The sequence below is a fragment of the Geomesophilobacter sediminis genome, assembly GCF_016458275.1.
Classification (GTDB): Bacteria; Desulfobacterota; Desulfuromonadia; order Geobacterales; family Geobacteraceae; genus Geomesophilobacter; species Geomesophilobacter sediminis.
Genome location: NZ_JAEMHM010000010.1, coordinates 73,979 through 99,182 on the forward strand (window position 1 = coordinate 73,979; position 25,204 = coordinate 99,182).

General features: G+C 63.7%; 26 protein-coding genes. 21 read left to right on the plus strand and 5 right to left on the minus strand.

The window, feature by feature from the left end:
- Positions 1 to 32 precede the first annotated feature (32 nt).
- Both JFN93_RS13175 and JFN93_RS13180 read left to right on the plus strand, forming a co-directional pair.
- Entirely contained in the window at positions 33 to 962 is a 930-nt protein-coding gene (locus JFN93_RS13175) for a peptidylprolyl isomerase (protein WP_328753932.1), read from the plus strand.
- Between the two features lie 58 nt (positions 963 to 1,020).
- Positions 1,021 to 2,001, plus strand: a complete 981-nt coding sequence (locus tag JFN93_RS13180; protein WP_268898822.1) for a peptidylprolyl isomerase — start codon at positions 1,021 to 1,023, stop codon at positions 1,999 to 2,001.
- A gap of 273 nt (positions 2,002 to 2,274) precedes the next feature.
- Here JFN93_RS13180 and JFN93_RS13185 read toward each other — a convergent pair whose 3' ends face one another.
- Positions 2,275 to 3,189, minus strand: a complete 915-nt coding sequence (locus JFN93_RS13185; protein ID WP_199384708.1) for a DnaJ C-terminal domain-containing protein — start codon at positions 3,187 to 3,189, stop codon at positions 2,275 to 2,277.
- Between the two features lie 160 nt (positions 3,190 to 3,349).
- Between JFN93_RS13185 and JFN93_RS13190 the strand changes: the two genes are divergently transcribed.
- Positions 3,350 to 4,534 (plus strand): protoporphyrinogen/coproporphyrinogen oxidase, encoded by a 1,185-nt coding sequence (locus JFN93_RS13190; protein ID WP_199384558.1) that lies wholly within the window; start codon positions 3,350 to 3,352, stop codon positions 4,532 to 4,534.
- Between the two features lie 2 nt (positions 4,535 to 4,536).
- Here the strand turns inward: JFN93_RS13190 and JFN93_RS13195 are convergent, their stop codons facing one another.
- Positions 4,537 to 5,070, minus strand: coding sequence for a hypothetical protein (locus JFN93_RS13195; protein WP_199384559.1), 534 nt, complete (start codon positions 5,068 to 5,070; stop codon positions 4,537 to 4,539).
- Positions 5,071 to 5,175: 105 nt separating this feature from the next.
- Between JFN93_RS13195 and JFN93_RS13200 the strand changes: the two genes are divergently transcribed.
- On the plus strand, positions 5,176 to 5,649 hold the full coding sequence (locus tag JFN93_RS13200; RefSeq protein WP_199384560.1) for a peroxiredoxin: 474 nt from the start codon (positions 5,176 to 5,178) through the stop codon (positions 5,647 to 5,649).
- A gap of 17 nt (positions 5,650 to 5,666) precedes the next feature.
- Entirely contained in the window at positions 5,667 to 6,983 is a 1,317-nt protein-coding gene (locus JFN93_RS13205; RefSeq protein ID WP_199384561.1) for a glycerate kinase type-2 family protein, read from the plus strand.
- On the opposite strand, the gene JFN93_RS13210 is transcribed toward JFN93_RS13205, so the two are convergent.
- The 3 genes from JFN93_RS13210 to JFN93_RS13220 all read right to left on the minus strand — a co-directional run bounded on the left by JFN93_RS13210 (position 6,971) and on the right by JFN93_RS13220 (position 8,972).
- Entirely contained in the window at positions 6,971 to 7,342 is a 372-nt protein-coding gene (locus JFN93_RS13210; RefSeq protein ID WP_199384562.1) for a hypothetical protein, read from the minus strand. The genes JFN93_RS13205 and JFN93_RS13210 overlap by 13 nt on opposite strands.
- A gap of 104 nt (positions 7,343 to 7,446) precedes the next feature.
- The gene (locus tag JFN93_RS13215; protein ID WP_199384563.1) at positions 7,447 to 7,857 is read right to left on the minus strand and encodes a cupredoxin domain-containing protein; all 411 of its coding nucleotides are present in this window, start codon (positions 7,855 to 7,857) and stop codon (positions 7,447 to 7,449) included.
- 152 nt (positions 7,858 to 8,009) lie between these two features.
- Positions 8,010 to 8,972, minus strand: coding sequence for an NADPH:quinone reductase (locus JFN93_RS13220; RefSeq protein ID WP_199384564.1), 963 nt, complete (start codon positions 8,970 to 8,972; stop codon positions 8,010 to 8,012).
- A 157-nt stretch (positions 8,973 to 9,129) separates the two neighbouring features.
- Between JFN93_RS13220 and JFN93_RS13225 the strand changes: the two genes are divergently transcribed.
- From JFN93_RS13225 to JFN93_RS13300, 16 genes are all read left to right on the plus strand, one after another.
- Positions 9,130 to 9,678: an acyloxyacyl hydrolase gene (locus tag JFN93_RS13225; RefSeq protein ID WP_199384565.1), complete on the plus strand. Its 549-nt coding sequence runs from the start codon at positions 9,130 to 9,132 to the stop codon at positions 9,676 to 9,678.
- A gap of 122 nt (positions 9,679 to 9,800) precedes the next feature.
- Complete coding sequence (locus JFN93_RS13230; protein WP_328753935.1) at positions 9,801 to 10,802, plus strand: YhdH/YhfP family quinone oxidoreductase; 1,002 nt, start codon at positions 9,801 to 9,803, stop codon at positions 10,800 to 10,802.
- Between the two features lie 27 nt (positions 10,803 to 10,829).
- Positions 10,830 to 11,057, plus strand: coding sequence for a hypothetical protein (locus tag JFN93_RS13235; protein ID WP_199384566.1), 228 nt, complete (start codon positions 10,830 to 10,832; stop codon positions 11,055 to 11,057).
- Entirely contained in the window at positions 11,009 to 11,422 is a 414-nt protein-coding gene (locus JFN93_RS13240) for a GAF domain-containing protein (RefSeq protein ID WP_199384567.1), read from the plus strand. The genes JFN93_RS13235 and JFN93_RS13240 overlap by 49 nt, the downstream gene beginning before the upstream one ends.
- A gap of 281 nt (positions 11,423 to 11,703) precedes the next feature.
- Positions 11,704 to 12,111 (plus strand): NADH-quinone oxidoreductase subunit A, encoded by a 408-nt coding sequence (locus JFN93_RS13245; RefSeq protein ID WP_199384568.1) that lies wholly within the window; start codon positions 11,704 to 11,706, stop codon positions 12,109 to 12,111.
- Between the two features lie 91 nt (positions 12,112 to 12,202).
- Positions 12,203 to 14,575 (plus strand): NADH-quinone oxidoreductase subunit B/C/D, encoded by a 2,373-nt coding sequence (locus JFN93_RS13250; protein WP_199384569.1) that lies wholly within the window; start codon positions 12,203 to 12,205, stop codon positions 14,573 to 14,575.
- A 192-nt stretch (positions 14,576 to 14,767) separates the two neighbouring features.
- The gene (gene nuoE, locus JFN93_RS13255) at positions 14,768 to 15,232 is read left to right on the plus strand and encodes an NADH-quinone oxidoreductase subunit NuoE (RefSeq protein ID WP_199384570.1); all 465 of its coding nucleotides are present in this window, start codon (positions 14,768 to 14,770) and stop codon (positions 15,230 to 15,232) included.
- Between the two features lie 178 nt (positions 15,233 to 15,410).
- On the plus strand, positions 15,411 to 16,676 hold the full coding sequence (nuoF, locus tag JFN93_RS13260; protein ID WP_199384571.1) for an NADH-quinone oxidoreductase subunit NuoF: 1,266 nt from the start codon (positions 15,411 to 15,413) through the stop codon (positions 16,674 to 16,676).
- Between the two features lie 58 nt (positions 16,677 to 16,734).
- Entirely contained in the window at positions 16,735 to 18,675 is a 1,941-nt protein-coding gene (locus tag JFN93_RS13265) for a molybdopterin-dependent oxidoreductase (RefSeq protein WP_199384572.1), read from the plus strand.
- Positions 18,676 to 18,766: 91 nt separating this feature from the next.
- Entirely contained in the window at positions 18,767 to 19,756 is a 990-nt protein-coding gene (nuoH, locus tag JFN93_RS13270; RefSeq protein WP_199384573.1) for an NADH-quinone oxidoreductase subunit NuoH, read from the plus strand.
- A 43-nt stretch (positions 19,757 to 19,799) separates the two neighbouring features.
- Complete coding sequence (locus JFN93_RS13275) at positions 19,800 to 20,246, plus strand: ankyrin repeat domain-containing protein (RefSeq protein WP_199384574.1); 447 nt, start codon at positions 19,800 to 19,802, stop codon at positions 20,244 to 20,246.
- A gap of 23 nt (positions 20,247 to 20,269) precedes the next feature.
- Positions 20,270 to 20,800, plus strand: a complete 531-nt coding sequence (gene nuoI / locus JFN93_RS13280) for an NADH-quinone oxidoreductase subunit NuoI (protein WP_199384575.1) — start codon at positions 20,270 to 20,272, stop codon at positions 20,798 to 20,800.
- Positions 20,801 to 20,934: 134 nt separating this feature from the next.
- Positions 20,935 to 21,417, plus strand: coding sequence for an NADH-quinone oxidoreductase subunit J family protein (locus tag JFN93_RS13285; RefSeq protein WP_199384576.1), 483 nt, complete (start codon positions 20,935 to 20,937; stop codon positions 21,415 to 21,417).
- Positions 21,414 to 21,722, plus strand: coding sequence for an NADH-quinone oxidoreductase subunit NuoK (gene nuoK / locus JFN93_RS13290; RefSeq protein WP_199384577.1), 309 nt, complete (start codon positions 21,414 to 21,416; stop codon positions 21,720 to 21,722). Before JFN93_RS13285 ends, nuoK begins: the two co-directional genes overlap by 4 nt.
- 4 nt (positions 21,723 to 21,726) lie before the next feature.
- On the plus strand, positions 21,727 to 23,607 hold the full coding sequence (gene nuoL, locus JFN93_RS13295; protein WP_199384578.1) for an NADH-quinone oxidoreductase subunit L: 1,881 nt from the start codon (positions 21,727 to 21,729) through the stop codon (positions 23,605 to 23,607).
- A gap of 38 nt (positions 23,608 to 23,645) precedes the next feature.
- The gene (locus JFN93_RS13300) at positions 23,646 to 25,130 is read left to right on the plus strand and encodes a complex I subunit 4 family protein (protein ID WP_199384579.1); all 1,485 of its coding nucleotides are present in this window, start codon (positions 23,646 to 23,648) and stop codon (positions 25,128 to 25,130) included.
- Positions 25,131 to 25,204 lie beyond the last annotated feature (74 nt).

Sequence of the window (25,204 nt, forward strand, 5' to 3'; positions counted from 1 at the left end):
AACTTACTTACCCAAGATTAAAAGGAGCTACCGTGCATCTTAAGAAAACCTTGTCGTTACTTGCTTTGGCGCTGTGCGTCACCGGCGCGTCCGGCTGTGGAAAGCAGGGGGGAGAAGCCAAGTCGGAATCCCAGAAGGGGGGAGCCGTCCTGGCGGAAGTGAACGGTACCACCATTACCGAAAATGAATTCAACAAGGAACTCGAGACCCTGCCCCCGTATCTCAAGCCGATGACCGAGACGCCGGAAGGGAAGAAGGAAATGCTCGACACCATGGTGGTGCGCGAACTGATCCTGCAGCAGGCGTCCAAGGACGGGGTCGACAAGAGCCCGCAGGTCGCCGCGAAACTGGAAGACCTGAAGAAGCGGGTGATCGTCGAGGCGTTTTTGAAGAAGAAAGTCGAGGAGTCGGCCAACATCAGCGATGCCGACCTCCAGGCCTACTACAAGAAGAACCTGGACAAGTTCAAGACCGGCGACCAGATCCACGCGAGCCACATCCTCGTGAAGACCGAGGGGGAGGCGCAGGCGATCCAGAAGGAGCTGAAAAACGGCGCTGACTTCGCGACCCTGGCCAAAAAGCACTCCATCGACGGCGCCGCCGCCAAAGGTGGCGATCTCGGCTGGTTCGGCAAAGGCTCCATGCTCCCGGACTTCGAGAAGGTCGCCTTCTCGCTCAAGGAAGGGGAGACCTCCGGGATCGTGCAGACCAAGTTCGGCTACCACATTATCAAGCTGACCGGCAAGCGTAGCGCCGGGGTCCGCAGCTTCGAAGAGGTGAAGGACCAGCTCAAGCAGGCGCTTCTCCCCGAGAAGCAGCAGGAGGTCTTCAAGAAGCTCAAGGAGGACCTGAAGAAAGGGGCCAAGCTGAACGTCCACGAGGATGCCTTGAAGAACTTGAAGGGCAAGGCTCCCGAAGAGGGGAAAGCCGAGCCGGCGGCCCTGCCGGTAACCAAGCCTTAAGGTTCCAGCACACGAACGGGCGACGGCCGGACCTTGGTCCGGCCGTTTCCTTTATCACCTGAAAGAGAAAACCCACATGGCAAAGATTCTCACCGGCATCACCCTCCTCGTCCTGGCCTGTTCCCCGGCGCTCGCCCGCGCCGAGGTCTTAAGCGGCGTCGCAGCGATCGTCAACGACGAGATCATCACCACCCACGAGGCGGACAAGGAGTACCAGCAGCTCCTCAAGGATCTGGACAAGGCGCCGGCGGCCGAGAAGATGGGCTTTTCCCGCAAGGTGGTCCTGGACCGGCTGGTGGACAAGAAGCTCATCGAGCAGAAGATCCGGGAACTGGACATCAAGGTTTCCGACGACGAGGTGCGCGCCTCGGTCGAGGACGTGAAAAAACAGAACAACCTGACCCAGGAGCAGCTCGAAGCTGCCCTCACCCGCCAGGGGCTCACCTTCGACAAGTACAAGGTGCAGCTCAAGGAGCAGATGGAGCGGCTGCGGCTGATGAGCCAGGAGGTCCGTTCCAAGATCCAGGTGGGCGAGAAGGATGTGCGCGACTACTACGAGGCGCACCGCAAGGACTACGGCCAGGAGGAGGTCTTCCGCGCCCGCCAGATCTTCTTCAAGATCGACAAGAGCGGCGGCGCGGCCGAGATGGTCCGCGTCGAAGGGATCGCCTCCAAGGTGCTTGCCGAGGCCAAGAGCGGCAAGGACTTCGCCCAGTTGGCGATGACCTACTCCAACGATCCCTCGGCGGCCAAAAACGGCGGCGACCTGGGTACCTTCAAGCGTGGCGACATGCTCCCCGAGCTCGCCGAGACGGTCGCCAACCTCAAGCCGGGCGAGGTGAGCGCCCTGGTACTGAGCCCCGCCGGGATGCACATCATCAAGCTCGAGGAAAAGAGCTTGAGCCAGGGGAAACCGTTCGAAGAGGTCAAGGCCGACATCGAGGACCTGCTCTACAAGAAGAAATCGGACGAGCGCTTCTCCCAGTGGGTGAAGGACCTCCACGCCAGCGCGGCCATCGAGATCAAGGAAACGAAGTAACCAGGTAACGACGGGCAGAAACGAAAGCCCCCTCCGGTGCATCCGAAGGGGGCTTTTTATTTTGGTTCTTCCGTGAATTCCGGGGAGCCGGGCTAACGTTTCCCCGAAAGAGTGGGCGCAGCTCTCCAATGAACAAGGGGACCGGCGCCTTCGGTGCCCGTCCCCTTGATTCGCGCCAGGAATGGCGCTCCCACAGCTTTTAACGCTATCTTGCCTACTGATTACCGCCCGGAGCCGGGGGGCACCCCGTGCCCAGGCGGAGTTGAATGTTTTTTACAGACCTTCCTTGGCGAGCTGCTCCAAAAGTTCGCGCTGGGCGGCGGTCAGCCGCTCGGGCACCTGCACGCCGATCTTCACGTACATGTCGCCCCGGACGCCACCCCCCTTGGGGAAGCCGAGCCCCTTGAGCCGGATCTTGGTCCCGGGCTGGATCCCCGCCGGGATCTTGATCCGTTTCGGCCCCTCCATGGTCGGGACCTCGATCGCCCCCCCGAGCGCCACCTCCGAGAAACGGACCTCGCGGTTCAAAACGATGTCGTCCCCCTCCCGGGTGAAATGCGGATCGCTTCCCACGGTGACCGTCAGGTAAAGATCCCCCGCGGCGGCGCCGCGCCCGGCGCCCCCCTTGCCGGCGAGCCTGAGCTTGGCGCCGCTCTCGATCCCCGCCGGAATCTTCACCGAAAGCTCCTCGCGCTTGCCGTCCCGCATGAAGGCGACCCGCTTGTCGGTGCCGTCGTAGGACTCGCGGAAGGAGACCTTCACGTCCATGTTGTAGTCTTCACCCTTGGCGCGGCCCATGCCGCCCATACCGCCCATCCCCCCCATGCCGCCGGCCCCGCCGCGGTTGCGGCGCATGGCATCGCCGAAGATGCGGGAGAAGATGTCGTCGGTACCGTAACCCATGTCCTTGAAGATGTCCCCGACGTCGAAGCCGCGGAAGATGTCCTCCTGGGAGAACTTCTGGTGGAAGTTGGACGAGCCGAACTGGTCGTACTGCTCCTTCTTCTTCGGGTCGGAAAGGACCGCGTACGCCTCGTTGATTTCCTTGAAGCGTTCCTCCGCCTCTTTATTCCCCGGATTCTTGTCCGGGTGGTATTTAACGGCCAGTTTCCGGTACGCCTTCTTGATCTCCTCGACCGAGGCCCCCTTTTTCAGACCGAGTATTTCGTAGTAATCCTTTTCCGCCATGATAGTACGTCCTTTCAAGTCATTGGTTTCCCTGAATGTAATCTGTGGGTCCTCCCTTGTCAACCGTTGTAAACAGTTGACAAGGCGCGAGCTAACGGCATATAAACACGATCGTGATGGATGGTCGATAATTAATACAGTCTGAAACGGAGTGTGCCGGATGAAGAACTACGATGTGGTGGTGATCGGTGCTGGAATCAGCGGGTTGAGCCTGGCACGCTACGCCCGGGAGGCGGGGCTGGAAGCCCTCGTCCTGGAACGGGCTGAGCGCAGCGGCGGCTGCTTCCATTCCCACCGCTTTGCCGACGGCTTCTGGCTCGAGCTCGGCGCCCACACCTGCTACAACTCCTACGGCGGACTGATCCGGATCATGGAATCGCTCGGCATGATGGGCGAGATCGTCGGCCGGGAGAAGGTCTCCTTCAAGATGCTGGTCGGGGATCAGATCTGCTCCATCACCTCCCAGCTCTCCTTCCTGGAACTCTTCACCTCGGCCTGGCGCCTGTTTTCCTTGAAGAAGGAGGGTGAGAGCGTCGCTTCCTACTACTCCCGCATCGTCGGGGCCAAGAACTTCGAGAACGTCTTCGCCCCCGCCTTCAACGCGGTCATCTCGCAGCGGGCGAACGACTTTCCCGCCGACATGCTCTTCAACAAGCGCCCCCGCAGAAAGGACGTCATCAAAAGCTACACCCTCAAGGACGGACTCTCCTCCATCACCGACCGGATCGCGGCCGGGCTCGAGGTGGTGACCGGCGCCGAGATCACCCGCGTGGCCAAAAACGGCGACGGCTACGCCATCGAGCTCGCCGACGGGCGTGGTTTCGAGGCGAAACGCCTGGTGCTGGCCACCCCACCCCCCGATGCCGCCCGGCTTTGCGCCGAGGTCGCACCCGATGCGGCGGCGGTCCTGCAAGGGATCAAGGTCGAGGAGATCGAGACGGTGGGGGTTGCCGTCCGCAAGGAGCTGCTCCAGGTTCCCCCGATGGCCGGTCTGATCGCCATCGACGACAGCTTCTATTCCGCCGTCTCCCGCGACACCCTGCTTGACCCCGGCTACCGCGGCTTCAGTTTCCACTTCAAGTCGGGACGGCTGGGGCACGAGGAGAAACTCCTGCGGATCGCCCAGGTGTTGCAGGTGAAAAGGGACGCGCTACAGCAAAACGTGGCCCGGGACAGCCGGCTCCCCTCCCCGGTGGTCGGACACCACCAGCTCATCGCGAAACTCGACCGGGCATTGGCCGGCCAGAACCTATTCGTGACCGGGAACTACTTCGCCGGGATGGCGATCGAAGACTGCATCGTGCGCTCCGGCAAGGAGTTCCAGAGGCTTTCCCAAAAGATTTAGGGTCAGACCGACCAGAGATAGGCACCGAGCAACAGCGCCCCACCGCCGTAAAGGGCCACCCCGAGCGGGCTGGAAAGCGCCACCAAAAGGTCGCGCCGGGACGGCAGCGAACTGTAGGCGAAGAGATAGACGGCAAGGTAGCGGAGCAGGGTGCAGGGAAGATCGTCGGCAAACCAGCGCCCCCACTGGGTGAAGACGAAATATCCGGCGAGGTTGAGCCCCAGCGGGGCGAGCGCCGACGGGAGCGCCGAGATGGGCCCCGGGTTGCTGATGGTAACCGATCCCAGGATCCATCCCCCCTCCGGCTCGCGACGTGGCAAGATGGTGAACCCGACCGGGCGGCCGCCGGTTACCGCGGCAACCAAAAGGTGCGACAGTTCGTGCAGCAGGGTGCCGGGAAGCGCCCAGATGATCTGCCAGAGGGCTCCCGCCCTCCCGACCTGCGCCTGCAGCACCGCCAGGCAGATCACCACCAGGATCCCGGCGAAATGGTACAGCGGCTCTCCCCCCAGGGGAGCTGTGAAGCCAGCGTTCATCCCGTCCAACCTTTCCCGAAAGTAAAAACCGCTGCAGCATAGCCGATTTGCCGGCAGGCGGCAACCGCTACTATGTCCTGGCACTCATCACCTTGGAGGTATTCCATGTCCCTGGAAGGTCAAGCCGCACCGCAGTTCCGCCTGGAAGGAAGCGACGGGAAAACCCATTCCCTTGCCGACTGGGCCGGAAAAACCCTGGTCCTTTTCTTCTATCCCAAAGACAGCACCCCGGGTTGCACCAGCGAGGCGGTCGGGTTCCGCGACCTGCACCCGCAGTTCGAGCAGCTGGGCGCCGCCGTGGTCGGGTTGAGCAAGGACTCGCTCAAGTCCCACGCCAAGTTCAGCGAGACCTACCAGCTTCCCTACCCGCTCCTCTCCGATCCCGACACCTCCGTCCTGGCCGCCTACGGCGCCTTCGGGGAGAAGGTCATGTACGGCAAGAAGACCGTCGGCACCATCCGGTCCACCGTAGTCATCTCTCCGGAGGGGACCGTGCTCAAACATTGGGCCAAGGTGGCCAAGGCGTCGGAGCACCCGACCCAGGTTCTCGAATTCCTGACCGGGCTCACCAGGGGCTGACGGCAACGAGCGCACCGATGGATGACCGCCAGATCCTGGAACGGATATTTCGCTCCGCAGTTGCCGCGGTTGATCCCTATCGTGCCTGCCTACCGCACCTGGAAAAGGTGCGGGAACGGCTGCAGACCGGTGCGTTCCAGCGGGTGGTCGTGGCGGGGTTTGGCAAGGGGGCCCTCCGAATGGCGCGGGCGGCCGAAGCGATCCTCGGCCCCGCCATCAGCGCCGGCCTGGTCATCGTCCCGCACGGCAGCGAACGCACCGATCTCCCGCAACGGATCGAGGTAGCCACGGCAAGCCACCCGCACCCCGACACCGCCGGCGTCGCCGCCTCGCGCCGCATCGTGGAGCTCGCGGCCGCGGCGGACGCCAACACCCTGTTCCTGCTCCTGGTCTCGGGGGGCGGGTCCGCTCTTTTCACCACTCCCGCACCCGGCATCACGCTCGAGGAAAAACAGGAGACGGCGCGGCTTTTGATGCTGGCCGGAGCCGATATCTTGGAGCTGAACACGGTGCGCAAGCATCTCTCCACGGTAAAGGGGGGGCAGTTGGCCCGGATCGCGGCACCGGCCACCGTGGTGGCGCTCCTTCTTTCCGACGTGGTCGGCGACCGCCCCGACGTCATCGCCTCCGGCCCCGCCAACCCCGATCCTACCACCTTTGCCGATGCCCAAGCGGTGCTGGAAAAGTACCGGCTCACCGATCGGGTGCCGCAGGCGGTCCGGCAGCGCCTGATCGATGGGGCGGCGGGGCGCATCCCCGAGACCCCCAAGCCGGGTGATCCGCTCTTCGCCCGGGTCACCACGGTCATCGCCGCCGGCAACGGCACGGCGCGCACGGCAGCAGCCGCCGAGGCACAGGCCTTGGGGCTCTTGGTCCAGGTAACCGAAGCACCGGTGACCGGGGAGGCGCGCGTCGCGGGCCGGATGTTGGCAGACCGGGCTCGGTGCCAACGGGCGCGGCTGGCGGTGGATCGGGGGCTTTGCCTGGTGAGTGGCGGGGAAACGACGGTGACGGTCGTCGGGAAAGGGAAGGGAGGGCGCAACCAGGAGCTGGCGCTCGCTTTTGCGCTGGAGGTCGCCGGGGAGGGAGGGATCACCCTCCTGTCGGCCGGCACGGACGGGATCGACGGTCCGACCGATGCAGCCGGAGCCATAGTTGACGGCGCCACGGTTGCTCGCGCGGGGCGCGGCGCAATGGACCCCGCCGCGCGTCTCGCCGGCAACGACGCCTACCCGTTCCTTGAGAAAGCGGGGGCGCTTTTCAAGTGCGGTCCCACCGGGACCAACGTGATGGACCTGCAGTTGATCCTTGTGCGTCGGGATCAGTCGACGTAGTTGTCGCCGGTTTCGGCGTCAAGCACCTTGAGCAGCGTTTCCGGAGTGTAGGGGTACTCGGTCTTGAAATCGACGTCCTCGGCACCCTCGGGGGGGGTCCACCGGACCACCCAGTCGTCGCCCGATTTGGTCCGCGTCGCTTTCCCCTTGCTGCGGCTCTCCACCGCCCGCCACATCTCGTCCATCCCGATCAGTTCGAACCCGCTGATCTCGGTTCCGTAGGCATAGCCGTCCATGAACCGGGTCACCAGGTCGAAGTCGATGAAGTCCTCCTCATTGCGCCACCACTTGATGAACATCCGCTCCGGATGCTCCCGCCGGTCCGTGTCGATTTTCTTGATCAGTTCGTAACCCTGCATGGCCTACCTCCCTTACGCCCCCTGCCCAGGGCTGACCTGTTGACCATACTGGCAGGTATTCCAGGAAGCAGCATCGCAGTGCGGCGGCGTCTCGATCCGCCGCATCATTCCACCACCTCGAGCACCCCGTGCATCCCCTTGTCGCGGTGGCTTTCGAAAAAGAGGAGCTTCTTGTCGCAATAGAAGGTGAAAACGCCGGTTTTGCGCGGGGTGAAGGCAAGCACCGTCGGCTCCTCGGTAAGCTTGGCGCTGACGTCGATCCCCGCTTCGGGGGCCTTCAAGACGATGTCGTGCGGCGCCAACCCCGGTTCCTTCCTTACCTTGAGTTCGACGGGAAGGTTCACTTTCACGACGATCCGGTCCGGATCGAAGTAGTAACTCCCTCCGGTCATCGCTACCCGCTGCACACCGTCCGGGTCGAGCGTCGCGATAACGGTGCGACTGACGTGCGCGACGGCAAGGGTCGCGGTAACGCAGAGGGAAAAGATCAGCAGCAGAACGTCTCTCTTTTTCATGGCCTCTTCTCCGTTCCGGCAAAGAGCCGGAAGGACCTGAGACAGACAGTACCTTGCCATTACACTGTCATTGTATCATACCATTGCCGATACCGTACTGTCACAAGACCCAGGTACACTCACTCCGTCCTCAACCTCCTCTGTATGAACGGTTACGGAATGAGCACTAGCTTTCCGAAACTGCTCGTCTCCAATATCTCGTGGTGGGCCCGTGCCGCGTCCGAGAGCGGGAAATCCCGGCTTACCACCGGCCGCAGGGTCCCGGTCTCCAGTCCGGCAATAAAGGCGGCGTGCATGCTGCGGCTGTCGGCCTCGCTCAGCCCGAACAGCGTGATCCCGACGATGGAGCGCTCGTCCCCCAAGAGTTCCCGCGGATCGATCTCGACCCGGCCCCGGCTCCCGATGACCATGACCCGCCCCCCGCGCGCCAGGATCCCGAGGTCGTGGCTCAAGTTGACGTTGGCGAGCATCTCCAGGATCAGGTCCGCCCCCCGGCCGCAGGTCGCCTCGCGCACCTGTTCCAGGTGGCCGGGATCGTGGTGGTTCAGGGCGACGTGCGCCCCGAGCTCCTGGATCTGCCGCAGCCCCTTCTCCGATCCGGCCGTGGCGATCACCCGCAGCCCCGCCGCGCGCGCCAGCTGGATGGCGGCCGTGCCGACTCCGCCGCTGCCGCCGTGGATCAGGACGCTTTCCCCGGCGACGGCGTGCCCCCTTTGGAAGAGGGCCCGGTAGGCAGCGCCGTAGGGAACGCCGATCGCGGCCCCCTGCGCAAAGTTGACCCGCTCCGGCAGCGGATGGGTCTGGAATTCGCGGCACAGGACCTTTTCCGCATAGGTACCGGTCAAAGGCCAGGAGAGGTAGACCCGTTCCCCGACCTTGCGGTGCGTGACCCCCGCCCCGACCGCCTCCACGATCCCCGCTCCGTCGATTCCCGGCGTATACGGGAGCTCCGCCCGCCCCGCATACAGGCCGGACCTGATGTAACAGTCCACCGGGTTCACCCCGGCGGCGCGTATCCGTACCAGCACCTCACCCGGCCCCGGCACCGGATCAGGGATCTCCTCGATCCGCATGACCTCGGGCTCGCCGAGCTGGCGCACGATGATGGCTTTCATACCTTTTCCTCCTGTGGCCCGGGGTTCGCGTAGATCAGCCCCCGGCTTCCTCTATTTTGCGCCCGTGGCCGATGCCAGGGGGAGAAAAAAAGGTTGAAGTTTTACCGGCTCCCAGTAACCTATGTGTCAATCTAAAACCCAAAAGAAGGATTTACTCATGAGATACGCCGTCTCGCTCCTTTATTTGCTTGTCATCATTGGCACCGCAACGCTCCCCGCCCCGGCCCGTGCCGGCGAAGGGAGCTGGGAGTACGTCGGCGGGCGCGGTGGGATCAATGCCACCGGGAAGGGCGCCCTCCGCGAGTACGAAGGGTTCGTCGCCTATCTCCTGCCGTGGGGGCTGGGCGAACATGGCGGCTGGCGCCTGAATACCAAGGCCAACGGCTCGATGGGAATGCTGCAGGGGTCCGGCCGTTACGGCTTCATCGCCACGATGGGACCGGGGCTGAGCCTGGAAAGCCCGGGAGTGCCGCTCGAACTCGACGGGGGGGTGAACCTCGCCTTCATCTCCCAGGACGTCTACGACGGACGGGACCTCAACGGCAATCTCCAGTTCGTCACCCACATCGGGCTGAACCTCAGGGTGGCCGGCCCGATCGGCGTCGGCTACCGGTTCCACCACATGTCCAACGCGGACCTGAACGGCCGGCAGAATCCCGGGGTGAACATGCACCTGTTCAGCGTCATCTGGTATTTCGACAAGTAGTTTCCTCCCCCCCCTCGTCCGGGCTCCCGGACGCCCCCGCCTCACGGAATCTGGTGACAGATCCTTTCTTTGGTTATAAGATGCAGGCCCGACCGCACCGACACCTGCCCAAGGAGGGAGAGATGATGCCAGAGCATTTCCGCGCCTTACTGGTCGAACAGGATTCCGCCGGCAACTTCACCAGGAAAATCACCACCCGCCGCCTCGATGAATTGCCCGCAGGGGAACTGGTGCTGCGGGTCCACTACTCCTCGGTCAACTACAAGGATGCCCTCTCCGCCCTGGGGCGCCCCGGGGTTACCAAGCGCTACCCCCACACCCCCGGCATCGACGCCGCCGGAGAGGTGGTGAGCTGCAGCGACGGCTCCTTCGCCCCCGGCGATGCGGTCATCGTCACCGGCCACGACCTCGGGATGAATATCCCCGGCGGCTACGGCGAATACGTCCGGGTCCCTGCCTCCTGGGCCGTCCGGCTCCCCCAATCGTTAACCCTCAAAGAAAGCATGATCCTCGGCACCGCCGGACTCACCGCGGGACTCTCCCTCTACCGTCTGGAACAGGCGGGGGTGACGCCGGAGACCGGCGAAATCCTGGTGACCGGCGCCACCGGCGGGGTGGGGAGCCTGGCGGTTGAGCTTCTGGCGCGGGCGGGGTACCACGTGGTGGCGGCAACCGGGAAACTCGACGAAGAGCCGTATCTGCGCGGGCTCGGGGCCCGGCAGGTGATCGGGCGCGACGAACTGCTGGCCGGGGCGGAGCGCCCGCTGCTCAAGGAGCGCTGGAGCGGGACCATCGACGTGGTCGGGGGGAGCCTGCTCGCCGCCGCCATCAAATCGACGCGTTACGGCGGCACCGTCACCTGTTGCGGATTGGCCGGGTCCCCCGATCTTCCGATCAACGTGTTCCCGTTCATCCTGCGCGGGGTGACCCTGGCCGGGATCGATTCCGCCGAAGCTCCCGCGCCGGCACGGGCCGAGGTGTGGCAGCGCCTGGCAACGCGCTGGAGACCGGAGCGCTCGCTGGCGTCGGCCGAGCTCTGCCCCATGGAGGCGCTCGAGGAGGTTTTCCCCGCCCTTCTCTCCGGCAAGCACCGCGGGCGCACCGTAGTGAGCCTTCTCCCTTAAAAAGCGCATCTGCAGGAGGTCCGCGCCGTGAAGCTGGGCGAAGCACTGATCCAGGCAGGGAAACTGACCGCCAGCCAGCTCGAGGAAGTCCTCAAGGAGCAGGCCATTTTCGGTGGCAAGTTCGGGACCAACCTCATCGAGATGGGTTTTATCGAGGAGGAGGCGCCTCCGGAGCGCCCGACCGCCAGGCCATCGCCGAGCTCATCATGGAGTACGCGACGCGGCAGTGCAGCCGGGTCGCCCTGTTCCTTTTGAAACGGGGGAAGGCAGTCGGGTGGCTGGCGCAGAGCGCCGGGGCTGCCGTGCCCGGGTTCCATTTACTCGAACTGCCGCTTTCCGAGGCCCCACTCTTTGCCCGTGCCGCCGAGCATCGAAGCTGCCTGCTCGGCTTCGGCGGCTCCCCGGAGATCGCCCGGGTGCGGGATGTACTGGGGGGAGGCGGGCCGGACGAGATCCTGGTGGTTCCGCTGGTGATCCGCGGCAGCACCGTAGCGCTCCTGGTCCTGCAAGGCCCCCCCGGAGTGCTCGGGCCGAAAGCGCTGGAACTGCACCGTCTGATGGAAAAGGCCGCCCTGGCCTTCGAGATCCTGATCCTGAAGAGCAAAATATTGATGACGTGAGGGATTACCGGCAGACCAGCAAATAAACAGCAGCTGTTAAACAGATTCTTTTGCTAACCGACACCAATAAAGTAGTTTTTTGTTTTTTATTTTTGTGTTATCAGTGGACATCTCCGCCTTCCGGAGACTCCATTAATGAACTCACCGCCATCACGGCCGGTATTGTCGCGTACGGTATACAATAAAGTTTCCCGGAATCCCGCTCCAGTATTGACATGTAAAGGTTCTACGCTACATTAGGGTGGCCCCTAACGCCAGTCATCTTAATGGGAAAGGAACACATGCCGGTCACCGCGGAACAAGCCGAATTGCTTCCCCTCGCCATCTACACCTTCATCGCCGTTTTCCTCATCGGCGCGCTGCTTGCTGCCGCCTATTATCTTGGGTCCCGCAAACACTTCCGCGACAAGGAAATTCCCTACGAATCCGGGATCGTTCCCACCGGATCGGCACGTCACGCCTCTCAAGTCCCCTTCTATCTGATCGCCATCTTCTTCATCGTCTTCGACGTCGAAGGCGCCTTCATCTTCACCTGGGCCACCGCCTGGGATCGGCTCGGCTTCCCCGGCCTGATTCACATCACCGTCTTCATCGTAGTCCTCATGCTCGGCCTCGCCTGGCTCTGGATCAAGGGGGGGCTCGACTGGGGTCCCTCGGCGGCGCGCAAGGGGAGGCAATGGCCGACCTGACCGCCCGCGAACAGCACATCAGACAAAACCATGTTCCCGCCGCAGCGAAGGATGATCCGGTTGCGGCGGCTTTAATTTTTCCGGAGCCGACTTGAACGAAGAAATCCCCAACAACATCATCCTCGCCTCCCTGGACGACATGATCAACTGGGGTCGGGCGAACTCGCTGTGGCCCATGTTCTTCGGGCTCTCCTGCTGTTTCGTCGAGATGATGACCTCCTTCACCTCCCGCTACGACGTCTCGCGCTTCGGCGCCGAGGTTTTGCGCGGCACCCCGCGCGAGGCGGACCTCATGGTGATCGCCGGGACGGTCTTCAAGAAGATGGCTCCGAGCATCCTGAGGCTTTACAACCAGATGGCCGAGCCCAAATGGGTGATCTCCATGGGGAGCTGCGCCAACTCCGGCGGGATGTACGACGTCTACAGCGTGGTCCAGGGGGTGAACCAGATCCTCCCGGTCGACGTCTATGTCCCCGGCTGTCCGCCGCGCCCCGAATCGTTCCTGCAGGGGCTCATCGAGCTGCAGCAGAAAATCCGGACCCAGGAGCGCCCGGCCCGCCCGGTCCTGGGGCTTGAGGGGGGCACCCAAGGGACCACGGCCCCGATCCTGGTCGACACCGTGACCAAGTCGCGCGACACCCGGGGCACCGGGATGGAGGCGATCGCCATCCGCGGCAGCGAGATGCAGCACCCGTACTTCGCCGCACCGCGCTCCGATGAGATGTGGCGCCCCCCCCAGCCCAAGGTCGACTTCCCCGACTTCAAGCTGGACGGCGAGTTGGAAGCCGCCTTCGGCAATGAGGTCCGCTACGACCGCGATGCCGCCGACATGCCGACCTACCGGGTCCCGGCCCGGCTTCTCCCGGAGGTGCTGCGCCACCTGAAGACCCGGTCGGTGAATCCCTTCCGCCGCCTGGAGGACATCGCCTGCGCCGACGAATCGATGCGCCGCGACCGGAGCCGCTTCGCCGACTTCACCGTCAACTACCACCTGACCTGCTTCGACACCCCCGGACGGATCCGGATCAAGACCGAGCTGGACGGCGCCTATCCGGAGCTCCCCAGCGTCACCCCCGTCTTCCCGGTGGCCAACTGGTACGAGCGCGAAGTGTTCGACATGTTCGGCCTCACCTTTTCCGGGCACCCGAGCCAGCGCCGCATCCTGATGCCCGACGACTGGGAAGGGCACCCGCTGCGCAAGGAGCACCCCTCGCGGGCCACCGAACTCCCCCCGTACACCTTCGAGGAAGCGCACCGGCACCATGCGGTCCCCGCGGGGGACTTCTTCGACCGGGTCGACGAGGAAACCCTGGTCCTGAACCTGGGTCCCCAGCATCCCGGCACCCACGGGGTCATCCGCTTCATCCTCAAGCTCTCCGGCGAAGAGATCGTCGACATGGACACCGACATCGGCTACCACCACCGTGGCGCCGAAAAGATCGGGGAGCGCCAGAACTGGCACCAGTTCATGCCCTACACGGACCGGATCGACTATCTCGCCGGAGTGCAGAACAACCTAGCCTACGTGAACTCCGTGGAGACCCTCTGCGGCATCAAGGTGCCCGAGCGGGCGCTTCACATCCGGGTCATGCTCGCCGAGCTTTTCCGGATCGCGAACCACCTGGTCTGGCTCGGCACCTTTGCCGCCGACATCGGCGCCATGACCCCGGTCTTCTACACCTTCACCGACCGGGAGAAGATCTTCGACGTGATCGAGCTGGTTACCGGCGGCCGGATGCATCCCGCCTGGTTCCGGATCGGCGGTGTCGCCGAGGACCTCCCGCCGCAGTGGAAAGAAAAGGTGCAGGCGGTGCTGGATTGGCTCCCTTCGCGGATCGACGAGTATGACCGGCTCCTCACCGAAAACCCGATCTTCAAGGCCCGCCTCAAGGGGGTCTCGGCGCTCACTCTGGACCAGGCCCTGGAATGGGGGATTTCCGGGCCGAACCTGCGCGCCTGCGGCTTTGACTGGGACCTGAGGAAGAAAATGCCCTACCAGGGGTACGACCGGTTCCGGTTCGAGGTGGCCATCGCGGAAGGGGGGGACTGCTTCGCCCGGTACCTGGTGCGGATGGAGGAGATGCGCCAGTCGATCTCGATCGTCCGCCAAGCGATGGAGGGGATGCCGGACGGACGCTACATCTCCGACGACTACCGCTACGTGCTCCCCCAGAAACGGGACACCCTGAACGACATCGAGAGCCTGATCCACCACTTCGTGAACTCCACCCGCGGCATGTCCCCTCCCAAAGGGGAATGCTACGCGCCGATCGAGGCTCCCAAGGGAGAGAACGGCTATTTCGTCGTTTCCGACGGCATCCATACCGCGTACCGGATGCGGATCAGGACGCCGAGCTTCCCGCACATCCAGGCGCTGCCGATCATGAGCCGCGGCTGGCTGGTCTCCGACTTTTTGGCGATCATCGGGTCGATCGATTTCGTCCTCGCAGACCTGGACCGGTAGAGCGGGCCTGATAAAGCGAGCACCGCAGAGGTCGCCAAGGTACGCAGCGGGAAGATTTTTGAACTGAGCGTTCCTCCTTCCCGCGCGGCAGCACGAGCCTGCGGCAGACAAGGTGAGTGAGAGCAGGAAAATAGGGACTGGCACCAGTCGGAGCCCGTCTCCTCCAAAACAGTTACGGAGCAATTACTGACGATGATTTCGGAGCAGCTCAAAAAATCCCTGCAGCAGCGGGTCGAAACGGCGATCACCCCGCGCGAGGCGGCGGTCGACGTGATGAAGGAACTGCAGCGGCACTACGGTTGGCTGACCGACGAGGCGGTGGGCGAGGCGGGGGAGCTGCTCGGACTCTCCCCTTTGCAGGTCGAGGAACTGGCGACGTTTTACGAGAAGATCTATCGGCGCCCGGTAACGGGAAAGCTGATCCAGGTCTGCGACTCGATTTCCTGCTGGAGCGGCTGCTGTGACGGCATCATCGAGCATCTCAAAAAGCGGCTCGACGTGGAGCTGGGAGGAAGCAGTGCCGACGGGAAGTTCACCCTGGTCCCCTGCTGCTGCCTCGGCCGGTGCGGCGACGCCCCGGTGATGGTGATCGGGGAGACCTTCTACGGGAACCTCACGCCGGAGAAGGTGGACCAGATTTTGGAAAAGGAACGATAAGATGCGTCACGGCCCCCCCTCCTGACCGCAAACTCCCTCTCCTTGAAGGAGAGGGAGTTTGCGGTCAGGAGGGGCAAAATGCTGCTGATAGCCATCCTCCCTCGCCAAAAGCGTCCCCTCCCCTTCAAGGGGAGGGACAGGGTGAGGATGGGGTTTGATGCTTGACAGGAAAACATAGATGGAACAGGTCCTCTTCAGACATAACCGCCCCGACCGCTCGGTCACCTTCGAGGAGTACTGCGCCGAGGGGGGCTTCGACGCGCTCAAAAAGGCCCTCACCGCAATGACGCCGGACGAGGTGCAGCAGACCGTGATCGACTCCGGCCTGCGCGGCAGGGGAGGGGCGGGTTTCCCTACCGGCAAGAAGTGGTCGTTCGTGCCGCGCAACCTTCCCGGTCCGCGCTGGCTGATCTGCAACGGCGACGAAATGGAGCCGGGTACGTATAAGGACCGCGTGCTCCTGGAAAAGAACCCGTTCAGCCTCATCGAGGGCGTAACGCTGGCAAGTTACGCCCTTGGTGTTCGCCACGCCTTCATCTTCCTCCGGCGCGACTACGAAACGGCCGCGGCGAACCTCCAGGCGGGGATCGACGCCGCAAAAAAAGCCGGGCTCCTCGGGGAACGGATCCTGGGGACGGAGTTTTCCTGCGACATCGATCTCCACCTCTCCGCCGGTCGTTACATCTGCGGCGAGGAAACCGCGCTGATCAACGCATTGGAAGGCAAACGCCCCAATCCGCGGCAAAAGCCGCCGTTTCCCGCGGTGAAAGGCCTTTGGGGCGGCCCGACGGTGGTCAACAACGTGGAGACCCTGGCCAACGTCCCGGCCATCATCGCCAACGGCGCGGCCTGGTTCAAGGGACTCGCCCGCAACCCGGAAGGGGCCGGGACCAAACTCTTCTGCGTGAGCGGCTCCGTAGTGAATCCGGTCTGCATCGAGCTTCCCATCGGCACGCCGCTGCGCGAGATCATCGACCAGGCCTGCGGCGGATTGAAACCGGGAAAGAAGTTCAAGGCCTGCATTCCGGGCGGCGCGTCCACCCAGTTTCTCTCCGAGGCGCACCTGGACGTCCCGATGGACTTCGACCCCGTGGTCAAGGTCGGCTCCCGCCTGGGGAGCGGCGCCATCATCGTCTTTGACGAGGGGCACTGCCTGGTGGAGGCGACCCTCAACCTGATCAAATTCTTCGCCCGCGAATCCTGCGGGTGGTGCACCCCGTGCCGGGAGGGGCTCCAGTTCGTCAAGGAGATCCTGGAGCGGATCGAGCGGGGGGGAGGGGAAGAACGGGACCTGGACCTGCTGCGCGACCATACCCGGTTTCTCTCCTACGCCTTCTGCGCCTTCGCCCCCGGTGCGATGTCCCCGCTGGACGGCCTGCTGGCGAACTTCGAGGACGAGGTGCGGGAGCACATAACCAGGAAACGTTGCCCCTTGAAGGGGTAATCAAGAAAGATCCGGCCGATCGGTGCCGTCCGACCGATCCTTCCGAAGAAGGTCCCTCATGCCGAAGCTGATCATCGATGACATAGAAGTGGAAGTCCCCGCCGGGACCAGCGTGCTGGAGGCCGCCCGCAGCGTCGGGATCACCATCCCGCACTTCTGCTACCACCCGGCCCTCGCCATCGCCGCCGCCTGCCGGCTTTGTGCCGTCAAGATGCTGGACGGCCCGGTGAAAGGGATCCAGATGTCCTGCGCGCTCCCCGCCCAGGACGGCATGGTGGTCTCCACTACCGATCCGGATGCGCTCAAGATGCGCAAACTGGTCATCGAGTGGCTCATGATCAACCATCCCCACGACTGCCCGGTCTGCGACGAGGGGGGCGAGTGCCTGCTGCAGGATTTCACCATCGCCGGGGGCCACGGCATCCGCCGCTACCAGGGGAAAAAGCGGACCCACGTGAACCAGTACCTGGGCGAGGGGATCTACCACGAGATGAACCGGTGCATCCAGTGCTACCGCTGCGTCCGTTTCTACCAGGAGTACGCGGGAGGGACCGACTTCGGGGTCACCGGCTGTGCCGGACGAGTCTACTTCGGCCGTTTCGATGACGGGCCGCTGGAGTCCCCCTTTTCCGGCAACCTGGTCGACATCTGCCCGACCGGGGTATTCACCGACAAGACCGGACGCTTCCGGGCCCGTTACTGGGATTACCAGTACGCCCCGTCGATCTGCCCGCACTGCTCGGCCGGCTGCAACCTGTCTCCCCAGGCCTACCACCGCGAGGTGATCAAGATCGTGGCGCGCCGCAACGACGAGGTGAACGGCTGGTTCATCTGCGACCGGGCCCGGTTCGACAAGAGCGATCTCAACGATCCGCTCCGACCGCGCCAGGCGCTGGTTGACGGATCCCCCGTCGAATGGGAAGCCGCCCTCAACGCCCTGGCCACCCGGCTGCGGGAGTTCGTCCAGAGCCACGGGGCCGACAGCCTCGCCCTGGTCGGGTCGACGCGCCTCTCGCTGGAAGCCGGAATCCTGCTCGCCGAGCTGGCGGCACGCTACAAGGGCGTTCGCCTTTGCTACTTCATCGACCCGGCCGAGGCGCAACTGAGCCTGTCGAAGGTGGAGTGGGTCCCGGCCGGGATGGCCGCATCGCAGGCGGAGCTTCGCGAGGCGGACTTCATCGCCATCCTCCCGTGCGATCTGATGGAGGAGTCCCCGATGATCGCCCTGGCGATCCGGCAGGCTTTCGTAAAGGGGGCGAAGGTTTACCTCGTGGCTCCGCATCTGACCGCGCTTAACCTTGAGCGCCTCCCGTTCCAGGTACAGGTGGTTCCGGAGCTGGCAGATGTCCCGTTGGGCGAAGCGAAGCGGGGAATAGTCGTAGCCGGTGCCGGGTTCGCTGACCTGAAGGGGTTGGAGGCAGTCCCGACCGGAGTCAAGTTCGTCCTGCTCCAGCCGGGACCGAACAGCTTCGGCGCCGCACTCCTTGCCCGTGAATACCGGGCGGTCCCCCTGCGGGAGGCGATAGCTTCCGGCAAGGTGAAGGGAATCCTGGCCTTGGAGACGGACCTCCCCGAAGAGCTGCGCCAGGGACTCACCTTCTTCGCCGCCGCCGACTGGCGCAACAACGGGGCCGCCGAACCTGCCTCCGTCTTTCTCCCGACCTCCGCGTGGGCCGAGACTGGGGGGACCTGGATCAACTACGAAGGACGCGCGCAACGCTACCGGCAGGCATACAAGACCGGCCTGCCGCTGCGCGGCCTTCCCGCCCGTTACTATGGGAGCCAGGAAGCGGAGCCGCCGGCGCATCCGCCGCGGGTGCACCGGGCCGTGGCGCCCGGTGGCGATACCCGCAGCGCCTGGATGCTGGTTGCCGAGCTGATCTTCAAGCTGACCGGCGAGCCGGCGGCCGAACCGTACGCCGGGAAATGGGCGCCGCTCAAGCACATCGACCCGGAAGGCCCGGGGATGAGGCTTCCGGCAGAGCTACTCGCAGGATGAGGCGTTAGCGTCAATCATCTATGACAATCGTCCCTCCCTTTGAAGGGGAGGGAGCCCCTTCTGCCAAGGAGGGGGTAACAATGGATCTTCAATGACCTGGGACGCCATCGACATAGGGCTCATGCTCGCCAAGATCGCCGTGCTCTTCTTCATCATCCTCACCCTCGCGGCGTACCTGGTGCTCGCGGAGCGGCGTATTCTCGCCTGGATGCAGGACCGCAAGGGGCCGAACCGAGTCGGCCCCCAGGGAATGCTGCAGCCGCTCGCCGACCTGATCAAGATGCTGACCAAGGAAGACCTGATCCCGGCTGCCGCCGACCGGGTTCTATTCGCCGTTGCGCCGGCAATGGCCTCGATCCCCGCCATCTTGACCTTTGCCATCATTCCGCTGGCAGCACCGGAAACCATCTTCGGGCACCGGGTCAGCATGCAGGTCACCGACCTCGACGTCGGCATCCTCTTCTTTTTGGCCCTCTCCGCCATTGCCGTGTACGGGGTCGCTCTCGGCGGCTGGGCTTCCAACTCGAAGTACGCGCTTTTGGGGAGCATCCGCGGGCTGTCCCAGCTCATCTCGTACGAACTCTCCATGGGACTTTCCATCGTCCCGGTGGTCATGCTCGCCAAGTCGCTGCGCATGTCGGACATCGTGAACGCCCAGGCGGAGATGCCGTTCATCGTTTATCAACCGCTCGCCTTCGTGATCTTCCTGGTGAGCATCCTCGCCGAATGCCGCCGCATCCCCTTCGATCTTCCCGAAGCGGAGGGGGAGCTCGTCGCCGGCTTTCATACCGAGTACTCCGGGATGCGCTTCGGGCTTTTCTTCGTCGGTGAGTACATCAATATCATCGGCCTGGGGGCGCTCGCGTCCCTGTTCTTCCTGGGGGGATGGCGCGGACCGCTGCTTCCCCCGATCGTGTGGTTCTTCGTCAAGGTAACCGCTTTCTCTTTCTTCTTTATCTGGGTTCGAGGGACGTTGCCGCGACTGCGTTACGACCAGCTCATGCACCTGGGATGGAAATTTCTGACACCGCTTGCGCTGGTCAATATTCTCGTCACCGGGTGGTGGCTTTCCCTGCGATGATCCGACGCCATCACCGCAACTCAGCAAGAGGAGGGATCTGTCAATGGACAAGATGATGGCAGGGGGAGCTGGAGAGAGAATCACGCATGTTGACACCATCGACCGGTACGGACACACGTCACTGATGGTCGCGGCCCGGGAGGGGAATTTGGCGGAGGTGAAAGCGCTGCTGGAACGGGGAGCCGACGCCAATGCCCGCAGCGACAAGGGGAAAACTTCCCTGCATTACGCGGCGGCCAACGGCAGGGCCGACGTGGTGCAGGCCCTGATTCAGGGCGGAGCGATGGTCGACGCCCGCGACCGCGACGGCCATACCCCGCTCATGCTTGCCGCGAACTACGGCTGCGACCAGACCATCCGGACCCTGCTCCTTTTCCGGGCGGACCCCTTCGCCCTGTCCAATGCCGGGAGCACCGCTTTGGCCTATGCCGAACAAAACCGACACCCCCAGACCCTGAAGATCCTGATCGACGCGCTGAAACCGCAGTGATTATCCCGGGGTGAGGAGAAAAGATGTCCCTTCTCAGCGACATACAGGCGATTTTGACCGGGCTGGCGATCACGTTCAGCCACATCTTCCGGAAGCCGGTCACGGTCTCGTACCCGGAAGAAAAACGCCCCATGCCGGAGCGGTTCCGCGGCAGCATCGTGCTGACCCGCGATCCCGACGGTGAGGAGAGGTGTGTTGCCTGCTATCTCTGTTCCGGCGCCTGCCCGGTCGACTGCATTTCCATGGCCGCCGCCGAGACACCCAATGGACGCCGCTACGCCGCCTGGTTCCGAATCAATTTCGCCCGCTGCATCCTCTGCGGGCTCTGCGCGGAAGCCTGTCCGACGCTGGCGATCCAGATGTCCTCGGAAATGTTCCCCTGCAAGCGGGACGTGATGAACATGCTGTACGAGAAGGAAGATCTCCTCATCGACGGGACCGGAAAAGACCCGAATTACAACTTTTACCGTCATGCCGGGATTGGCGTCGTGACCCCACGCGGCGCCAATCCCGACGAACATCCGCCGGTGGACGTGAGAACGATCCTGCCGTAAACCAAATGCCGTTCAAAGTTCAGAGTTCAAAGTTGAGGGTCTGCTGTTACGTCGAGTATGGGCAACACTTTCACCAACTCACGCCTTTAACTCTGAACTCTGAACGACCTAAACTGCTTTTTCCCTGGAGCACGATGGAAACGATTGTCTTTTACATACTGGCTGCGGTGACGCTCGTCGGCACCGTGCTCGCCATTACCGCGCGGCAGGGGGTCCACGCCATCGTGTACCTGGTCACCTCGTTCTTCGCGCTGGCGCTGATCTTCTATCTCCTCGGCGCGCCGATGGTCGCCTCGTTCGAGGTCATCATCTACGCTGGCGCCATCATGGTCCTGTTCCTGTTCGTCATCATGATGCTGGACCTCGGCAAGCCGGAAAAGATCCAGACTCCCAAGCTTTACGACTGGTGCCCCGCCATCCTGCTGCTGGTGGTCATCACCGGGTCGATGGGCGTCCTCGCCTCCCGCGCCGCTACCCCCTTGAACGCCTTCGCCGGGATCTCGGTGCAGGAATTCTCCTTTACCCTGTTCAAGCGCTACGGCGCCGCCATCGAGATCATCTCGATGCAGCTCCTCTTCGCGCTGGTCGGGGCTCTTTACCTCGGGAGGCGCAGATGAGCATCCCGCTGGAACACGTCATCATCCTCGCGTCCCTGCTCTTCGCCATGGGTCTGGGCTGCACCGTGGCCTGGCGCAGTAACGTGATCATGATGCTGATCGGAATCGAGATCATGCTGAACGCCGTCATGCTGGTCTTCGTCGGAGCCTCCGCCCGCTGGGGGGTCGCCGACGGCCAACTCTTCGCCCTGCTCATCATGGCGCTCACCTCGGCCGAGGTCTCCCTCGCGCTTGCCATGGTGGTCTACCTGCACCGCCGCAAAAAAACCGTGAACACCGACGTGTTCGACAGCATGAAGGGGTGACCGGATGAAGCTCTACCTCGCCATCATGCTCCTGCTTCCCCTGGCCGGCGGACTCACCTCCGCGCTGGCAGGCCGGCTTTTGCCGCGCCGCCTGCTGGAATTCCTGATCTGCGCCACCGTCTGGGGGGGCTTCGTCTGCGCCGCCCTTGCCGCGGCATCCTATACCGCGCCACTGACGGTGAACCTCGCGCCCTGGATCACCGCCTTCGACCTCGGCGCGCCGCTCTCGCTCTACCTCGACCCGCTCTCCCTATCCCTCGCGGTGATGGTGACCTTCGTCTGCGGCCTGATCCACATCTACTCGGTCTTCTACATGGCGGAGGAGGGTGACTACCCGCGCTTCTTCGCCCTGCTGAACCTCTTCGTCTTCGCGATGCTGACCTTGCTTTTGGCGGAGAACCTGCCGCTTCTCTACCTGGGATGGGAGGGGGTCGGCTTCTGCTCGTATCTTTTGATCGGTTTCTGGTACCAGGACAAGGCCAACGCCGATGCCGGACGCAAGGCATTCATCACCACCCGGATCGGCGACACCGCCCTGGTCATCGGCATCGCGTGGCTGTTCCAGCTTTTCGGCACCTTCTCCATGGTGCAGCTAAACGGCATGGCCTTCCTGATCCCGGGCGGGGTGGTGACCGCCATCGGGGTCCTCTTTCTGATCGGCGCCATGGGAAAATCAGCGCAGGTCCCCCTGCAGGTCTGGCTTCCCGACGCGATGGCCGGCCCGACCCCGGTCTCGGCCATGATCCACGCCGCCACCATGGTCACCGCCGGGGTGTACCTTTTGGCCCGGATGTTCCCGTTCTTCGGCGGCTCCGCCGTGGTCACCTCGGCCATTGCCGTCACCGGCGGCATCACCGCCTTCTACGGCGCCAGTTGCGCGGTGGCACAGCGCGACCTGAAGCGGGTCCTCGCCTTCTCCACCATCAGCCAGATCGGGTACATGATGCTCGGCGTCGGCGCCGGCGCGATCACCGCGGCTACCTTCCACCTGCTGGTGCACGCCTTCTTCAAGGCGCTTTTGTTCCTCGGGGCCGGCTGCGTGATCACGGCGATGCACCACGAACAGGACATCTTCAAGATGGGGGGGCTGCGCCGCTCGCTGCCGGTCACCTTCTGGTGCTTTTTGGCCGGCTCCGCCTGCCTTGCCGGCATCCCGCTCACCGGCGGTTTCTTCAGCAAGGACAGCATCATCGGCGCGCTCTGGCTCAAAGGGGTTCCCCTCTACCAGGCGCTCTACGTGCTGGCGCTCATCACCGCGCTCCTGACCTCCTTCTACAGCTTCCGGCTGGTCTACCTCGTCTTCGGCGGGGAAACAAACGCCCATATCCACGGCAGCCGGGAACTCAAGGTCATGGAACTGGTCCTGGTACCGCTCGCCCTGCTCGGCCTCTGCGGCGGGGTGCTCGATCTTCCCGGCTACCTGGGCGGCGGCTTCCTCGGGCACTTCTTTGCCAACCTCGCCGGGGGCAAGGCCGCCGAAGCGCCGCAGGCAACTGAAATCGTCCTCCAGGCCATCGCCGGAGCGCTCGCCCTGGCCGGTCTTGCCGCGGCGCACGTTGCCTTCTCCGGCAAGGCCCGGGCGAAGCGGATCGCCGAGGCGGACAACCCGTCGGCACTCACCTCGTTCCTCTTCCACGCCTGGCACTTCGATGACCTCTACCGCTTGCTTTTCATCCGTCCCTACGCCGCCCTTTCCGGTTTCCTCTGGCAGCGCATGGATGAAGGGGTCATCGACGATTCGCTGGACCGGTTGGCGCAGGGAGTCGGCGCCACGGGTACCTGGTTCGGACGCTGGACCGCAGGAAGAATCTCCTTGTATATCGTCAGTTTCGCAGCGGGGGGGGCCGCCATCCTCGGCTACCTCGCGTGGGTGACACTTAGTTAATCCCGACGGGCCCGGCCCGGACCAATGGACACGCCGCCATGATCAGCCATCACCTGCTAACCCTTCTCGTGTTCCTCCCGTCGCTGGGGGCGCTCCTCATCCTCGCGGTGAGAAAAAGCGACGCCCTGGCACGTCTGGTCGCCCTCGGCTTCGCCGTGGCGGAACTCGTGCTGTCGGGCTATTTCTTTACCCTCGACACGGTCCACACCCTCTATCCCGCCCCGGCCGGCTTTTTCCAGTACGAGAACGTCCATTGGATCGACTTCTTCGGGATCCGTTACACGCTCGGGATGGACGGGATCAGCCTTTTGATGGTCGCGCTGACCGCGTTCATCACCGTCATCGGGGTCGGGGTTTCCTGGCAAGGGATCAAGGAACGGGTGCCGCTGCACTTCGCTCTGCTGCTCCTTATGGAAAGCGGCATCCTGGGCGTGTTTCTCGCCCTGGACCTGTTCCTCTTCTACCTGTTCTGGGAAGTGATGCTGATCCCGATGTTCTTCCTGATCGGGATCTGGGGACACGGCCGGAGGATCTATTCGGCGGTCAAGTTCTTCCTCTATACCTTCCTGGGATCGCTGCTGATGCTGGTGGCGATCATCACCATCTTCTTGATGCATGGCGCGCAGAGCGGCACCTACAGCTTTGCGCTGGTGGACCTGATCGGGACGAAGGTACCTTATGACGTGGGGCTGTGGCTCTTCGCCGCCTTCCTCCTTGCCTTTGCGATCAAGTTCCCGCTGTTCCCGCTGCATACCTGGCTTCCCGACGCCCACACCGACGCCCCGACCGCCGGCAGCGTCATCCTGGCCAGCCTGCTGCTGAAAACCGGCGCATACGGCCTGGTCCGCTTCGGCTATCCCCTCTTCCCCGATGCCGCCCGCGCCTTCACCCCGTTGATCTATGCGGCGGCGGTCTTCGGGATCTCCTACGGGGCCTGGATCGCCTTCGCCCAGAAAGACATGAAGCGCCTGGTGGCCTATTCGAGCGTGAGCCACATGGGCTTTGTCGCGCTGGGTATCGCCGCCTGGAGCCCGATTGCCCTTTCCGGGGCGATCCTGCAAATGGTGAACCACGGCGTCACCACCGGTGCCCTCTTTGCCTTGGTGGGGATGCTGGACGAACGGACCCACAGCAGGGAAATCGATACCTACGGCGGCGTTTGGGGCAAGGTCCCGGCGCTCTCCTTCTTTTTCCTGCTCTTTTGCATGGCGTCGGCGGGGCTTCCCGGCCTGAACAACTTCGTCGGCGAGTTCCTGGTCCTGATCGGCACCTTCAAGGTGGCGCCGCTGCCGGCCGGTTTCGCGTTTTTGGGGATGGTGCTGACCCTGGTCTACACCGTGCGCCTGGTTCAGGAGATCCTGTTCGGGAAAGAGCGCAAGCCGCTGGTGATGCACGATCTGAGTCTGCGGGAAGGTGGGATACTCGCGGTGTTGGCGGTGGGTGCGGTTTACCTCGGCGTTTCGCCGAGTCCGCTGCTGGAGCTGGTGAAGGGGCCGGTGGCGCTGCTGGTGGGGGTTAAATAATTACCGGAGTCGCTCGGACCGATCCGTCCGATCCGACTGATCCGTCCGATCGGACCCGGCGGAAGCAGTAGTCA

What these genes read in the sequence shown, in the direction of transcription:
- JFN93_RS13215 (WP_199384563.1), bottom strand. Translation starts at nt 7,857, where the DNA reads ATGAAAAAGAGAGACGTTCTGCTGCTGATCTTTTCCCTCTGCGTTACC.
- nuoE (WP_199384570.1), top strand. Translation starts at nt 14,768, where the DNA reads ATGATTTCGGAGCAGCTCAAAAAATCCCTGCAGCAGCGGGTCGAAACG.
- JFN93_RS13240 (WP_199384567.1), top strand. Translation starts at nt 11,009, where the DNA reads ATGGAGTACGCGACGCGGCAGTGCAGCCGGGTCGCCCTGTTCCTTTTG.
- nuoH (WP_199384573.1), top strand. Translation starts at nt 18,767, where the DNA reads ATGACCTGGGACGCCATCGACATAGGGCTCATGCTCGCCAAGATCGCC.
- JFN93_RS13220 (WP_199384564.1), bottom strand. Translation starts at nt 8,972, where the DNA reads ATGAAAGCCATCATCGTGCGCCAGCTCGGCGAGCCCGAGGTCATGCGG.
- JFN93_RS13225 (WP_199384565.1), top strand. Translation starts at nt 9,130, where the DNA reads ATGAGATACGCCGTCTCGCTCCTTTATTTGCTTGTCATCATTGGCACC.
- JFN93_RS13230 (WP_328753935.1), top strand. Translation starts at nt 9,801, where the DNA reads ATGATGCCAGAGCATTTCCGCGCCTTACTGGTCGAACAGGATTCCGCC.
- JFN93_RS13285 (WP_199384576.1), top strand. Translation starts at nt 20,935, where the DNA reads ATGGAAACGATTGTCTTTTACATACTGGCTGCGGTGACGCTCGTCGGC.
- JFN93_RS13245 (WP_199384568.1), top strand. Translation starts at nt 11,704, where the DNA reads ATGCCGGTCACCGCGGAACAAGCCGAATTGCTTCCCCTCGCCATCTAC.
- JFN93_RS13265 (WP_199384572.1), top strand. Translation starts at nt 16,735, where the DNA reads ATGCCGAAGCTGATCATCGATGACATAGAAGTGGAAGTCCCCGCCGGG.
- JFN93_RS13195 (WP_199384559.1), bottom strand. Translation starts at nt 5,070, where the DNA reads ATGAACGCTGGCTTCACAGCTCCCCTGGGGGGAGAGCCGCTGTACCAT.
- nuoI (WP_199384575.1), top strand. Translation starts at nt 20,270, where the DNA reads ATGTCCCTTCTCAGCGACATACAGGCGATTTTGACCGGGCTGGCGATC.
- JFN93_RS13210 (WP_199384562.1), bottom strand. Translation starts at nt 7,342, where the DNA reads ATGCAGGGTTACGAACTGATCAAGAAAATCGACACGGACCGGCGGGAG.
- JFN93_RS13200 (WP_199384560.1), top strand. Translation starts at nt 5,176, where the DNA reads ATGTCCCTGGAAGGTCAAGCCGCACCGCAGTTCCGCCTGGAAGGAAGC.
- nuoK (WP_199384577.1), top strand. Translation starts at nt 21,414, where the DNA reads ATGAGCATCCCGCTGGAACACGTCATCATCCTCGCGTCCCTGCTCTTC.
- JFN93_RS13190 (WP_199384558.1), top strand. Translation starts at nt 3,350, where the DNA reads ATGAAGAACTACGATGTGGTGGTGATCGGTGCTGGAATCAGCGGGTTG.
- JFN93_RS13205 (WP_199384561.1), top strand. Translation starts at nt 5,667, where the DNA reads ATGGATGACCGCCAGATCCTGGAACGGATATTTCGCTCCGCAGTTGCC.
- JFN93_RS13185 (WP_199384708.1), bottom strand. Translation starts at nt 3,189, where the DNA reads ATGGCGGAAAAGGATTACTACGAAATACTCGGTCTGAAAAAGGGGGCC.
- JFN93_RS13300 (WP_199384579.1), top strand. Translation starts at nt 23,646, where the DNA reads ATGATCAGCCATCACCTGCTAACCCTTCTCGTGTTCCTCCCGTCGCTG.
- nuoL (WP_199384578.1), top strand. Translation starts at nt 21,727, where the DNA reads ATGAAGCTCTACCTCGCCATCATGCTCCTGCTTCCCCTGGCCGGCGGA.
- JFN93_RS13275 (WP_199384574.1), top strand. Translation starts at nt 19,800, where the DNA reads ATGGACAAGATGATGGCAGGGGGAGCTGGAGAGAGAATCACGCATGTT.
- nuoF (WP_199384571.1), top strand. Translation starts at nt 15,411, where the DNA reads ATGGAACAGGTCCTCTTCAGACATAACCGCCCCGACCGCTCGGTCACC.